The organism is uncultured Veillonella sp. (assembly GCF_934230905.1).
In the GTDB taxonomy this organism is placed as follows: Bacteria; Bacillota; Negativicutes; order Veillonellales; family Veillonellaceae; genus Veillonella.
Genome location: NZ_CAKQFJ010000015.1, coordinates 17,182 through 31,289 on the forward strand (window position 1 = coordinate 17,182; position 14,108 = coordinate 31,289).

The 14,108-nt window shown below is 38.4% G+C and carries 17 protein-coding genes; 2 read left to right on the forward strand and 15 right to left on the reverse strand.

Going from position 1 to position 14,108, the window contains the following annotated elements:
- Positions 1 to 8: 8 nt before the first annotated feature.
- From Q0E20_RS05500 to Q0E20_RS05565, 14 genes are all read right to left on the reverse strand, one after another.
- A complete protein-coding gene (locus tag Q0E20_RS05500) occupies positions 9 to 1,052 on the reverse strand; it encodes an elongator complex protein 3 (protein WP_295997440.1) in 1,044 nt (347 codons plus the stop codon).
- Positions 1,053 to 1,159: 107 nt separating this feature from the next.
- Entirely contained in the window at positions 1,160 to 1,903 is a 744-nt protein-coding gene (gene rnc, locus Q0E20_RS05505; protein ID WP_295997443.1) for a ribonuclease III, read from the reverse strand.
- Entirely contained in the window at positions 1,903 to 3,147 is a 1,245-nt protein-coding gene (gene fabF, locus Q0E20_RS05510) for a beta-ketoacyl-ACP synthase II (RefSeq protein ID WP_295997446.1), read from the reverse strand. Before fabF ends, rnc begins: the two co-directional genes overlap by 1 nt.
- A 35-nt stretch (positions 3,148 to 3,182) precedes the next feature.
- Entirely contained in the window at positions 3,183 to 4,139 is a 957-nt protein-coding gene (locus Q0E20_RS05515; protein WP_295997450.1) for a nitronate monooxygenase family protein, read from the reverse strand.
- A gap of 78 nt (positions 4,140 to 4,217) precedes the next feature.
- Positions 4,218 to 4,448, reverse strand: coding sequence for an acyl carrier protein (locus Q0E20_RS05520; RefSeq protein WP_005376767.1), 231 nt, complete (start codon positions 4,446 to 4,448; stop codon positions 4,218 to 4,220).
- Between the two features lie 51 nt (positions 4,449 to 4,499).
- Entirely contained in the window at positions 4,500 to 5,243 is a 744-nt protein-coding gene (gene fabG, locus Q0E20_RS05525; RefSeq protein WP_005376748.1) for a 3-oxoacyl-[acyl-carrier-protein] reductase, read from the reverse strand.
- A gap of 1 nt (position 5,244) precedes the next feature.
- Entirely contained in the window at positions 5,245 to 6,186 is a 942-nt protein-coding gene (gene fabD, locus Q0E20_RS05530; RefSeq protein ID WP_295997454.1) for an ACP S-malonyltransferase, read from the reverse strand.
- A gap of 12 nt (positions 6,187 to 6,198) precedes the next feature.
- The gene (gene fabK, locus Q0E20_RS05535) at positions 6,199 to 7,143 is read right to left on the reverse strand and encodes an enoyl-[acyl-carrier-protein] reductase FabK (RefSeq protein WP_295275542.1); all 945 of its coding nucleotides are present in this window, start codon (positions 7,141 to 7,143) and stop codon (positions 6,199 to 6,201) included.
- Positions 7,144 to 7,158: 15 nt separating this feature from the next.
- A complete protein-coding gene (locus Q0E20_RS05540; protein WP_295997459.1) occupies positions 7,159 to 8,154 on the reverse strand; it encodes a beta-ketoacyl-ACP synthase III in 996 nt (331 codons plus the stop codon).
- The gene (gene plsX, locus Q0E20_RS05545; protein WP_295275547.1) at positions 8,138 to 9,166 is read right to left on the reverse strand and encodes a phosphate acyltransferase PlsX; all 1,029 of its coding nucleotides are present in this window, start codon (positions 9,164 to 9,166) and stop codon (positions 8,138 to 8,140) included. The genes Q0E20_RS05540 and plsX overlap by 17 nt, the downstream gene beginning before the upstream one ends.
- A 3-nt stretch (positions 9,167 to 9,169) precedes the next feature.
- A complete protein-coding gene (fapR, locus tag Q0E20_RS05550) occupies positions 9,170 to 9,733 on the reverse strand; it encodes a transcription factor FapR (protein ID WP_295275550.1) in 564 nt (187 codons plus the stop codon).
- A gap of 229 nt (positions 9,734 to 9,962) precedes the next feature.
- Positions 9,963 to 10,139 (reverse strand): 50S ribosomal protein L32, encoded by a 177-nt coding sequence (rpmF, locus tag Q0E20_RS05555; RefSeq protein WP_005376859.1) that lies wholly within the window; start codon positions 10,137 to 10,139, stop codon positions 9,963 to 9,965.
- Positions 10,140 to 10,164: 25 nt separating this feature from the next.
- Complete coding sequence (locus Q0E20_RS05560; RefSeq protein ID WP_295997464.1) at positions 10,165 to 10,680, reverse strand: DUF177 domain-containing protein; 516 nt, start codon at positions 10,678 to 10,680, stop codon at positions 10,165 to 10,167.
- Between the two features lie 101 nt (positions 10,681 to 10,781).
- A complete protein-coding gene (locus tag Q0E20_RS05565; RefSeq protein ID WP_004693422.1) occupies positions 10,782 to 10,916 on the reverse strand; it encodes a rubredoxin in 135 nt (44 codons plus the stop codon).
- Positions 10,917 to 11,221: 305 nt separating this feature from the next.
- On the opposite strand from Q0E20_RS05565, the gene Q0E20_RS05570 reads away from it, so the two are divergent.
- Together Q0E20_RS05570 and Q0E20_RS05575 are read left to right on the forward strand one after the other, a co-directional pair.
- Positions 11,222 to 12,175, forward strand: coding sequence for a nitronate monooxygenase (locus Q0E20_RS05570; RefSeq protein ID WP_295997467.1), 954 nt, complete (start codon positions 11,222 to 11,224; stop codon positions 12,173 to 12,175).
- A 12-nt stretch (positions 12,176 to 12,187) separates the two neighbouring features.
- Positions 12,188 to 12,736 carry a gamma carbonic anhydrase family protein gene (locus Q0E20_RS05575; protein WP_295997469.1) on the forward strand — a complete coding sequence of 183 codons (549 nt, stop codon included), beginning with the start codon at positions 12,188 to 12,190 and terminating at the stop codon, positions 12,734 to 12,736.
- A gap of 127 nt (positions 12,737 to 12,863) precedes the next feature.
- Here the strand turns inward: Q0E20_RS05575 and Q0E20_RS05580 are convergent, their stop codons facing one another.
- Positions 12,864 to 14,099, reverse strand: a complete 1,236-nt coding sequence (locus tag Q0E20_RS05580; protein WP_295997472.1) for a chloride channel protein — start codon at positions 14,097 to 14,099, stop codon at positions 12,864 to 12,866.
- Between the last annotated feature and the right edge of the window lie 9 nt (positions 14,100 to 14,108).

Sequence of the window (14,108 nt, forward strand, 5' to 3'; positions counted from 1 at the left end):
ATCTTTAATTATACCACATATACCATACCATCTATACTGCATTGTACTGTAGCAATATCATTATTTTCTCGCCATGTAAAAGTTATATCGTTGTATATTTTTTCAAAATATCTTATATTGCATTTTTTCAAGCCTCTTACCTTAGACGTAAGATTCCGTGGGTAATCGATAACAATGGAGTGTATAGCATTATTGAAGTACTCTGTATGCTCATCTACGCAATGTTCTATACGTTGTCTCCATTGTCCATTTGTCACCAATTCCCCCATGGCGGGTTCATAAGGACCAGCCAATACACTATGTCCTGTATCAAGTTCTTCTGTACTTTGTAGACCGGTGCGAATAACAGTGATATGATGAGATTCAAACCAAGTCTTTAAAAATGAACAATATTGCAAAGCACGATTCAACGATAAGGGCTCATATATCCCCGCTTTATATTGTTCTGCTAGTTCTGTATTTTCTATAACAAGAACCGGATAAATACGCACAAAATCAGGCTGTAATCTAGAAATTTCGACTGCTGTTTTTATAATCGTATGCCAAGACTCCCCTAAAAGTCCTGGTAATAGTTGTAGGCCTACAGTAAATCCAAACTTTCTTAATTGCTTAACAGCTAATGTTACATCATTAGAGGTATGACCGCGTTTAGCTAAGGATAGCACAATATCATCCATTGATTGTACACCGAGCTCTATTGTTTTCACACCAAATGACCGTAGTAGCTCTAATTGTGCATCATTTACGGCATCAGGTCTCGTAGAACATCGAATACTATCTATAAGCCCCTCTTGTAGAGCTTCATAAGCGGGTAATAGTAATTGTCTTTGTAAATTTGGATTAATAGCCGAGAAAGATCCACCATAAAAACAAACCTCCCAATATTTATCATCTCTAAACGCGTCTACATAATCTTTTATAGTAGATGTAATATACTCTGGAGTTAAATATCCTATTCCTGATACTTCTGTAATCCTAGACTGATTGCAAAATGTACACACATGAGGACAGCCTACATGAGGAATAAAAAATGGAATCATGCCATATTTCATAAATATACCTCCCTCCTATTACTACTCTACGCTTTACGTTTCATGGTATCGTATTTAAAACGCTTCATATTAATAGTTCCTATATAAAAAGCGCCTTTCGGCGCTTATTATATAGCAGCCATTAACCGTTCTAATGTCAATTGTGCCGCATGTTGTTCTGCAATTTTTTTACTTTTACCAGTACCTGCCTCATAGGTTACACCATCAATGGATACTTCCATCATAAATGTTTTAGCATGATCAGGTCCCGATTCGCTAATAAGATTATATACAATATGTTTGTCACCATCACGTTGTACAAATTCTTGTAACAATGTCTTATAATCTTTTCCACGCTTACCTTCTAATGCTTGTTTAAGATTAGGGGCTAAATAATGTAAAACAAATTCCATTACTGTTGTATAGTCTGTTGTAATATATAATGCACCAATTAAGGATTCAAAGGTGTCAGCCAATATAGATTTTCTATCACTACCACCAGAGGACTTTTCTCCATGGCCCAGTAATAAATAGTCACCTAAATGCAATGTACGACTAACTGTAGCTAATGAATCCTCGCAAACTGTTGCCGCCTTAATCTTAGTTAAATTACCTTCTGACATCTCTGGATGTGTTTTAAATAAATATTCGCCAATAATTAAGTCCAATACAGCATCACCTAGGAATTCTAAGCGTTGATTATGATGAATATGCTTAGATTTATGTTCATTCGCATAAGATGTATGAGTAAAAGCACAATCTAAAATTGAAATATCAATATTCGGTATATGTAAACGACTAACAAGCTCATGAAGAGAATCTTCACGAGCTTGTGTCATTATAGTATTCTTATGCGATACGTGACGCCCCATTAGTCTTCATAACGGCGAACACAAAGTGTACCGTTATGACCACCAAAGCCAAAGGAATTGGAAAGAGCAGCCGTAATATGTAAATCACGAGCACCTTCACGTACATAATCAAGATCTAAACCTTCATCTGGATTATCACAGTTAATAGTTGGATGAACTTTACCCGTTTCAATAGCCATTGCCATTACAATAGTTTCAATAGCACCAGCAGCACCCAACAAGTGACCTGTCATAGATTTTGTAGAGTTAACAGCGATATCTTTTGCATGCTCACCAAACAGCTCTTTAATAGCCAAAGTTTCATTTTTATCATTTAAACCTGTAGATGTACCATGAGCATTGATGTAGTTAATATCTTTAGGATTAATACCTGCATCTTTAATTGCTAATTCCATACATTTACGAGCTTGTACACCACCAGGAGCTGGAGCTGTGATGTGATAAGCATCACCATTAGTACCATAACCTACAACTTCAGCATAGATATGAGCACCACGAGCTTTAGCATGTTCTAATTCTTCAAGTACAACAATCCCTGCACCTTCACCCATTACAAAACCATCACGGTCTTTATCAAATGGGCGAGAAGCTTTCGTAGGTTCATCATTACGTGTAGACATAGCTTTCATAGCAGCAAAACCAGCTACAGCAGCAGGAGAAACAGCTGCCTCAGTACCACCAGCAAACATAATATCTGCATCGCCACGTTGGATAATACGGAATGCATCACCAATCGCATTGGTACCAGATGTACATGCTGTTACGTCTGTAATAACAGGACCTTTTAAGCCAAGGCGAATAGATACACGTGCAGAAGACATATTTGCAATCATCATAGGCACCGCAAACGGACTTACACGACCAGGACCTTTGTCAAATAATGTTGTATATACATCATGAATAGAATCAATACCGCCAATACCAGTACCAACAACAGTACCACAACGATCTAAATCTTCTTCATCAAGTGCTAATTTTGCATCATCAGCTGCCAAAACAGCTGCACCAATAGCAAATTCAACGGAACGGTCCATACGACGAGCTTCTTTTTTATCTACGCCATATTGAGTTACATCAAAATCTTTTACTTCCCCTGCAATGCGTGTTGCATAGTCAGATGCATCAAAGCGTGTAATTGGGCCAATACCAGATTTACCCTCTAACAACGCATTGTAGAAATTCTCTTTACCGATACCTACCGGAGTAATCGCTCCTAAGCCAGTAATTACTACACGTTTTTCCAATTATTCCACCTCTTATAGCTATATAGCTCCTTAAATTAATCGATTTCTGCTACTTGTTGTTTTAACTGTGCAAAAATATCTTTAACTGGCATAATCTTATCGACTTTTTTCATATTATTGCCAGAGAATACTAACCCCGTTTCCACATCACCTTGTTGAGCCCTACAAAGAGCTTTAATAAGGCAGAATTTATGGGAGCAATGTTTTAAACAATTGTCACATTCTGTTGGCGGTGCTACCGTACCATCTAGAACAGATTCAGCAAATTTATTTTTAATTGCTTGCCCCGGTAATCCTACCGGACTATCAATTAGAACAATATCTTCTGTCTTTGTAGCACGTACGTACATTTTTTTTAATTCATCAGATGCATTACATTCATCAGATGCAGCAAAACGGCTGCCCATTTGAACACCACTAGCACCTAATTTAAACATATCTACAATATCTTTACCATCCAATACACCACCAGCACCAATAACTGGGATATTTTTTACGGCTGCTACTACTTCTGGTACAATGTCACGAGCAGAACGATCTGTTCCCAAGTGACCACCCGCCTCACTACCTTCTACGATAACCGCAGCGGCACCCAAGCTTTCAGAAATTCGAGCTAATTTTGCAGATGAAACAATAGGTACGATAGGAGTACCAGACTCCTTACCCATTGCGAACATATCTCTTGAGAAACCGGCACCTGCCACAACAAGATCAATGCCTTCTTCGATGGCTGTTTTAACAAGACCCGCGAATTGCGTAGCCGCAACCATCGCATTTATACCAATAATACCCGTAGGTGATAATTTTCTAGCTAATTGTATTTCATATCTTAATTCATCAAAAGGCAATCCAGATGCTGCAATAAGACCAATACCGCCTTCATTTGCAACGGCTGATGCCAACCGAGCTGTAGACAATCTAATCGCCATACCACCTTGAATAATAGGTACTTTGGCCACTAGATTCCCAATGCGAAGTTCAGGGAGCTTCACTATCAATTCCTCCTGTAAACAAAACCGCTTTGGGGAGCCACTCGGCTCCCCGCACGGCTGAATTGTCAGCTATACAGCTTATTTAGCAGAATCAATATATTCTACTGTATCCTTAACGGTTTTGATTTTTTCTGCAACGTCGTCAGGGATTTCAACATTGAATTCTTCTTCAAATGCCATGATCAATTCAACGATATCCAAGGAGTCAGCGCCTAAGTCGTCGATGAATGTAGAATCAATGGTAACTTCAGCTTCATCAACGCCTAATTGTTCCACAACGATTGCTTTAACTTTATCGAAAGTGCTCATTAGTGGTTCACCTCCTTTCAAATGAGATTTATATATAGTCTAATTTTGTAACTACATTACCATGCCACCATCTACATTGATGACTTGACCTGTAATATAGCTAGCAAAATCACTAGCAAGGAATGTTGTTACGGCAGCCACTTCTTCAGCTTTAGCCATACGGCCCAACGGAATTTGTGTTACCATAGCTTCTTTTACCTTTTCAGGCAATACATCTGTCATATCAGTATTGATAAAACCAGGTGCGATTGCATTAACTGTGATACCACGGCTAGCTAACTCTTTTGCACAAGATTTAGTAAAACCGATTACACCAGCTTTAGAAGCTGCATAGTTAGCTTGACCAGCATTACCCATCAAACCCACAACAGAAGTCATGTTAATAATATGACCAGCACGTTGTTTCATCATGATTTTGGATACTGCTTTTGTTACCAAATATACACCTTTGAGGTTGATATCGATAACGGCATCAAAGTCTTCATCTTTCATACGCATAAGTAAACCATCACGTGTGATACCTGCATTATTTACCAAGATATCGATGTGACCAAATGTTTTATGCGTTTCTTCAACCATTGCTGCAACTTCTTCAGCATTTGCAACATTAGCTTTAATTTTAATCGCTTTGCGCCCCAATGCTAAGATAGCGTCCACTGTTTCTTGAGCAGCAGCTTCACTGCCACTATAGTTAACAGCAACATCAGCACCAGATTGTGCAAGCTGAATAGCAACGGCGCGACCGATACCACGAGAGGCGCCAGTTACGAGAGCTACTTTACCCTCTAAGTGCATTTTATCGAACCCCCTTTAAAAATTCAAGCGTTTTCTCTAAGGATGGAATGTCTTCTACATTAGCTAATTCCATTTCTTTGTTAATTTTTTTAGTGAAACCTGTTAAAACTTTACCTGGGCCAACTTCAACAAATCTTGTTACGCCAAAATTAACCATTTCTACAACACAATCTTCCCACAATACAGGATTAGCTGCTTGTGTTACTAAAGATTCTTTAATGTCACTAGCATTTGTCAAAATTTTGCCAGTTACATTAGCTACTACTGGAATCTTAGCATCGTTAACTTGGATCTTATCTAATTCTTCTTTTAAACGAAGCGCTGCAGGTTCCATAAGACGACTATGGAATGGAGCACTTACAGGAAGCATTACTGCACGTTTTGCACCGGCTTCTTTCATTTTTTCAGCTGCTGTTTCTACGGCAGCTGTTTCACCAGCGATTACGATTTGACCAGGGCAGTTAAAGTTTACAGCTTGTACAGAACCAACTGTATCATTAACTTGTTGGCAAATTTCAACAACTTGTTCTCTTGGCAATGCTAGAATAGCCGCCATAGCACCCTTGCCCAATGGTACAGCTTCTTGCATATATTCACCACGTTTATGAACTACATACACAGCATCCTTAAAATCAAGAACACCGGCAGCGACTAACGCACTATATTCACCTAAGCTATGACCACCTACGATATCTGGTGTAAAGCCTTGTTCTTTCAACACTTCATAGCAAGCTACGGAAGCAGTTAAAATAGCCGGTTGTGTATTAGCAGTCTTAACCAATTCTGTATCAGGGCCTTCGAAGCATAATTTAGAAATAGAATAGCCCAATGCTTCATCAGCTTCTTCAAAACGTTGTTTAACGATTGGGTATGCATTATACAAATCTTGTAACATGCCTACTTTTTGGGATCCTTGACCTGGAAATACGAATGCAGTTTTCATAGGATGGCCTCCTTATTTACCAAAAGTTTGTAGATTTTTAATCACTGTTTCAGCTTCTGTCATAATGTCTGTAATGATTTCTTTACAAGGTTTCACATCGTGTAGCATACCTGCGATTTGACCAATCATAACGGAACCTTCTTTTACATCACCGTCAATAGCGGCTTTACGAAGTGTACCTGCACCAAGATTTTCCAACTCTTCCTTAGAGCCACCACTGAATTCAAGATTCTTATATTTATGTGCTAGTTGATTATCGATAATGCGAACTGGATGCCCTGTTGTAAGACCAGTCATAACTGTAGAACGATCTTTTGCTTTCAAAACAGCATTTTTATAATTTTCATGAGCAATACATTCTTCAGATAATACAAAACGTGTCCCCATTTGTACAGCATGTGCACCTAATGCAAAAGCAGCCACTACGCCACGGCCATCAGCAATACCACCAGCGGCAATTACAGGTACGTTTACTGCATCTACAACTTGTGGTAACAAGGACATTGTTGTAATATCCCCAACATGGCCACCTGATTCTGTACCTTCTGCAATAATCGCATCAATACCACCACGAAGTAAACGTTTCGCTAAAAGAACAGATGCAACAACAGGAATAACCTTTGTTCCTATCTCTTTTAAAGCCGGAATATATATACCCGGATTACCTGCACCAGTTGTAATGACAGGAACGCGTTCTTCAACAACAACTTCCATAACTTCTTTAACAAAAGGAGACATTAACATAATATTACAGCCAAATGGTTTATTAGTTCGTTCTTTGACTTTATGAATTTCATTACGGAAAACATCTGGTGGCATATGACCAGCACCAATAATGCCAAGGCCACCAGCCTCAGATACAGCCGATGCAAGTTCTGCTGTTCCTAACCAAGCCATACCACCTTGAAAGATAGGATATTCAATCTGTAACAAATCACAAATATCAGTCTTAATCATCTTGATGTTTCCTCCTTAATACCATTTCAAGACAAGACTAGCCCAAGTAAGACCAGCTCCAAATCCTGCAAGTGCTACATTATCACCACGTTTTAAACAACCTTCCCTGTTTGCTTCGTCCAACGCAATTGCGACCGATGCAGCAGATGTATTACCATACTTATGCAAATTTACAAATACCTTCTCTTTTGGCATATGCAACCTTTTAGCCGCCGAATCAATAATGCGAATATTAGCTTGATGAGGAATAAAATAATCTAACTCCTCTAAGTTCATATTAGCGCGTTCTAAAGATTTCAACGCTGTTTTCCCCATTGTTTTAACAGCAAATTTATATACCTCTGGTCCATCCATATGTATAAACGTCAAACCTTCTTCAATGCGTTGATCATTAGCAACAACAGCTGTACCACCAGCCGGTATACACAAGGCAGATCCACCTGTACCATCGGCACCTAAATCAACACCCTTAATACCATAGCCTTCAGGAACTTCGGAAACAATAGCTGCCCCAGCACCATCGCCAAAAAGAATACAAGTACCACGATCTTTCCAGTTAACGCGACGAGATAAAATTTCTGCGCCTACTACGAGAACATTTTTACATAATCCTGATGCGACATAACTTTGCGCAGTAATTAAAGCATATACAAAACCTGAGCATGCCGCTTGTAAGTCATAAGCAGCCGCATTTTTAGCACCAAGATTTGCTTGTAACATACATGCCGCTGAAGGAATCACCATATCCGGTGTTAATGTAGCAAAAATAATCATATCAATATCTTCAGCTTTTAGTTTAGCCATTTGAAGTGCTTTTTTGGCTGCTTCAGTAGCCATATAAGATGTATTCATGCCTTCTGGAGCAATTCGTCTTTCTTCAATGCCTGTACGTTCTCTAATCCATTGGTCGCTTGTATCGACCATTTTTTCTAAATCAACGTTTGTTACTACATTATCAGGAAGGAAGCTACCTGTACCAATAATACCGACAGGTTTATTCATCATACTCATATTTTACGGCTCCTTCAATTTCCATTGTTTCTCGAATATGTTCAATAATTTTACGTTCCACTAAATCAGCTGCAATAGTAATAGCAGTCTTTATTTCTTTAGCTTTTGAACTACCATGAGCAATCATAAATACTCCATTTACACCAAGTAATGGAGCACCACCATTTTCGGTATGATCAACTTTCTTAGCCATTGGCTTCAATGCTGGCTTTATAAGTAAAGCACCAATTTTAGCTAAAAGGCCGCCATTCATAATGCTATCCTTTATAAGTTGTGTTAATCCAGTTACCAAGCCTTCTGCAAACTTAAGAATAACATTGCCTACAAAGCCATCACAAACAACAACATCTACGGCCCCTTTAGGAATATCTCGACCTTCTACATTTCCCTTAAAATTAATAGTTTTCATCTTTTCTAAAATAGGATATGTAGCAAGCACAACTTCATTTCCCTTAGTCGCTTCTTCACCAATATTAAGAAGTCCTACGGTAGGATTCTCTTTACCGAGTAAAAGCTTTGCATATTCAGATCCCATCAAAGCACCTTGTACAAGATGTTTTGGCTTGCTATTAGAATTCGCACCAGAATCCAACATAACGGTAATACCATTTACAGTTGGCATTGGCGTAGCAATAACGGGTCTATCAATACCTTTAATACGTCCTAATCCGAACAATGCTGCTGCAACAGCCGCCCCTGTACTACCAGGTGCAATAACTGCTTCACACTCTTTACTTCTAACTAAAGATGTAGCTACAACAACGGAAGCATCCTTCTTCTTACGTAATGCTTGACCAGGATGTTCGTCCATTCCGATTACTTCACTCGCATGATACACAGATATGCGAGGATTATTCGTTTCATTATTGTCTTCTAAAATTTTGAATATTTGAGTTTTATCGCCTACGAGAACAACATCTATATGCTTGGTTTCTCGCACTGCTTCCAAGGCGCCTAAGACGATTTCCAAGGGAGCAAAGTCACCACCCATGGCGTCAATTGCAATTTTCATATACTACACCCGATTCTCCACAGACTCCATGATAAATTTAGCTCTAAATACTTCTTTTATTTTATCTCTAATTATAACCCAAATAAAGTATTTATCTCCACGACGACGAACAATTTCTGCTTTCGCCACCAAATTAGTACCAGACTCTACTGGATTTTTATATTTAATATTCCCTATCTCCGCAGAGCAAACTGTTGTACCCATTACAAGCTTCGCTAAGGAATTTGCTTGAGCATACAAATACTGTGGATCAATATAACCAAACCGATCTTCCATATCTGGCGTTGTATGTAACATAGACAAAGCCTGTTTCCCTTCCGTTACATCTATAAGTTCACCTACAATTTCATGTTGTATTGGTTCCGGCTGTTCATCCTGCGCATGTTCTGTAGCCATAGCTTTAATTCGTTCACGCAATTCAGGAATTCCCAACTCTAATCGATCAAGTCGAATTGTAGGTACACTGACACCAAAATGGGATGCCAACTCTTCATCAGTAAGAAAAGGCGTAATATTCAGTTTTTCAGTTAACTGTTTTTGTCTTTCTTGCTTCTTCAACCTACTCATGGGACCACCTTTTATGACCTAGTATTAATATTACATCTCAAGTATATAAAATAATCCCCGTATTGGCAAGGTTTTTCATATATATAGTGCTATATTTTACGATAATATACTAAATATTGTTTTTATTTTAAAATTTGTTAATTCTTATATTAAACATCAAGTCATTGCATTAGCTTATTTTACATAGTAAAAAACACCTACACATAGTGTAGGTGTTTCACACGCTCAATTAGGCTTTTGCAACTACTTGTTCACCTTTATAGTGACCACATGTAGGGCAAACACGATGAGGCATCATAGGTTCGTGGCATTGTGGACATGCTACATAACCAGGAGCTTCTAATTTCCAATTCGCACGACGACGATCGCGACGACATTTGGATAATCTACGCTTAGGTACTGCCATTATCTGCACCTCCTTAGTACAATCATTAGGATAATCTATCATCTTTCTCATCAAGCAAAGCACGTAACTCTGCAAATCGAGGATCCACCACAAAGGATTCACAAGAACACGGTGAAACATTCAAATTTGCTCCGCAATGAACGCACAATCCTTTGCAATCATCCTGACATAACACTTGAGAGGGCTCATTGATGATTAATGTATCCCGAATCAGTTCGGTCAAGTCAATTTCCTCTCCATCGAAAGGAATCACATCTTCATCGGTATCACGAGAATCACTAAAGATTTCCTCAAAGGAATCATTACGCTCATATTCTGTAGTTGTAAGACAACGCGAACAATCGTAATCACCTTTAGATTGAATCGAACCTTGAACAATGTAGTTTTGACCATCAAACCAAAACTCACCACTAATAGTTATATCATGACGGCTCCAAGGAAAAGCAACTACGTCACTACCAAGTTCTTCACTCGGCATCGTATAGCTATAAGGAAATTTCTTTCCTATATGTTCTTTTGCTTGCTCTACTTGCAGTTTCATAATCTTACCTCGACTTATAATATTATAAACATGAGAGTGTGCTTTGTCAAATAAAAAAGGCTATCTCAATAATGCTTAAGATAGCCTTTTGAATGTATCAATTACATTTTTTCGAATTGATCTTTACCAACACCACAGATTGGGCAAACATAATCAGCTGGTTGATCTTCAAATTTAACGCCTTCTACAGCTTCATCATAAACCCAACCGCATACTACGCATACGTATTTTTCCATGTCTATTTCCTCCTTCACTTGAGATTATATTAGTGTGTTCATATCATTAAGATACTTTATCTGTAATATAGTATAGCAAAGGCATCGAAACTTTTCAATACTCATTTTCCATTTTTTTATAAATTTTTCAATATATTATTACCCCCATTATGATTACGTTTATAAGTAATTATTTTAATGAAATATATTATCAATTAAATTTTTATGTTATACTATTATCTAGATGGAATGGTGATATCTATAATTAGTTCACCATAATATAGATTTTAATCTATCTTTTATATAACTATATTATAGGAGGTTCCATGAGAACAAAATTAACTGAACTATTAAATATTGAATATCCTATTATTCAAGGTGCTATGGCCTGGGTATCTGAAGCAACACTTGTTGCTGCAGTTGCTAATGCTGGTGCTACAGGTGTAATCGCCTTAGGCGGACGCGATGCAGAATGGACTCGCAACGAGATTCGTGCATGTAAACAGTTAACAGATAAACCTTTTGGTGTTAATTTAATGCTTATGGCACCCAACAAGGATGAATTAGTAGATGTTATTATCGATGAAAAACCTGCATTTGTTACACTTGGCGCCGGTAATCCTACACCATATATAAAACCGTTCCAAGAAGCAGGCATCAAAGTTATCCCAGTTGTGCCTTCCTTAAAATTGGCAAAACGGATCGAAGATGCAGGTGCTGATGCTATTGTGGTAGAAGGTATGGAAGCTGGTGGTCACATTGGTTCTCAAACAACCATGTCCTTAATGGAAAATATTTTGCCTGAAATCAATATTCCTGTTATTGTAGCAGGTTCTATTGTTGATGGCCGTGGCTTGGCTGCTGCATTGCTTATGGGTGCTGAAGGTGTTCAAATGGGATCTCGTTTCTTACTTGCAGAAGAATGTAAAGCTCATCAGAATATGAAAGAAGCTATTATTAAAGCAACTGATACTGATTCTGTTGTAACAGGTCTTCTCTCTGGTCACGGTGGTGTGCGTAGCTTACGTAGTGACTTTACAGATCGTTATATTGCAGCTGAAGCTGATGGTGTTACAACAAAAGAAGAACGCAGCAAAATGTCCCAAGGCACTAATAAATTAGCTGCTATTGATGGTGATGTGGTCAATGGTGCTGTACAAGTAGGACAAGCTCTTAATAGACTTAACCAAATTGAGCCAGCCCAAACAATCGTACATTCTGTTATTAACGAAGCTATTATGGCTATTCGTAAAGCCCAACGTTTAATTGAAGTAATTTAATAGGAGGGTCTTATGTTACCTTATCATGGAAAATATCCAAAATTAGATCCAAAATCTTGTGTCATGCCTGGTGCCGAACTAGCCGGTGATGTAGAGCTAAAAGAGTTTGCCTCCATCTGGCAAAATTGCGCACTTCGTGGCGATGTTAACAAAATCGTTGTAGGCCGTTATTCCAACGTACAAGACAATTCTGTACTACACGTTGATGATGATGAGGCTTGCATACTTGGTGACTATGTAACTATCGGACATGGCGCTATCGTACACGCTTCTACTATCGAAGATAATGTACTCGTAGGCATGGGTGCTATCGTACTTAGTGGTTGTCATATTGGCACTGGTTCTATCATTGCAGCCGGTGCCGTAGTAAAAGAAAATACTACAATTCCACCCTATTCTTTAGTTGTTGGTATCCCTGCTCATATTGTACGTACCGACGAATCTCAAGTTGAACGAATCCATAATCAAGCATTGAAATATAAACATTTGTGGACCGTTGAATATGGTATGTTACCAGATTGTGGTGGAGAAGAATACGATAAAAACGCTAAAATTGTATAACCATAATATATAAAATTAGGACTTCTAAAGAAACCTTAATACACAAAATAGCGACTAGTTGATTATTAAATATCAACTAGTCGCTATTTTCTTTATCATCAAAACATGTTCTAATACAGTATTTAGTTTATTGTATTTGGAATCTAGCTTTAACAATCTGTTGTGTTATTAATGCAGACCCCATAGCCAAGGCCATCGGAAAATACATTTCTACGGAAAACCGTGAAAGCTCTAACATAAATACGCAGGATGTAAGAGGCATCTTTTGTGCTAGACCTAGGAATATGACGGCCCCTATAAATGCAGCAAAACCTAAATGAACAGGGCTAACCATAATGCTCCATAAGGCTGCAAAGGCTAATGCCAATGTACTCCCCAGCATCATGGATGGCGTAATGCGACCACCATAAGCACCAGCCATCAAAGCAAGTAATACAGCAATCCATTTAGTGCCTAATAGGCCTAGTGCATAATCCCACCCTACCAAATCCGTAAAGGTCAACTGATTCCCAGCCTTGCCATTACCAAGAATTTCTGGGAAATACATAGCCATACCACCAATAATAAAAAATGACAAAAGAGCGACTATAATCATTTTAGGACTTTTTCTATCAAATTTAGGTAATAAGGATTGCGTTTTATCAAACAATAAAACGCCTATAGCAATAACAGCGCCAAGTACAATGGCAAATTCTTGATAACTACCATATAACGGTGGTTGTGGCATTGTATACTGAACAAGATCCCCGATTCCTGCATGCCGTACAACTAGTGTGGCTAGTCCACATGATAAAAGAGCTGCACTCATGGAACGCACATTCCATGTAATGAGCAATGTTTCTAACGTAAAAATTGCTGCTGACAAAGGAGAATTATATACAGCGGCTAAACCTGCACCAGCGGCACATGCAATAATTAAGGACTTATCTTCTGGACGCATATCAACATAACGCAATAGCCCAGTCATAATACCAGCACTAGCTTCACGCGGTGCCACTTCTCGGCCTAAAGGAGAACCCATGCCAACAGTTATGATTTGTAATGTGGCATGAATAAACGTCGTCAATGGAGGCATTTCTTTCGTAGAATCTTGAACCACCTTTTTAATATCAATAAGCGGCTCTCCATATCGATGAATAAGAACCCAACCTATACCACCAACTAGACCACAGGCCAGCAAAGCTAACAATCGATGTTCAGGCGATACACGGGCTACGGCTTGGCCAAATGATAAACCCTCTGATGTAGAATAAGCATATATAAAATGCTGGATATAATGTAACAAATAGGTATAAAAAGAACCGATTAAGCCCGCCACCAGGCCAACGATTATAACTAAACCAAGTAAACGTTTATCTAACATACTTTCTAT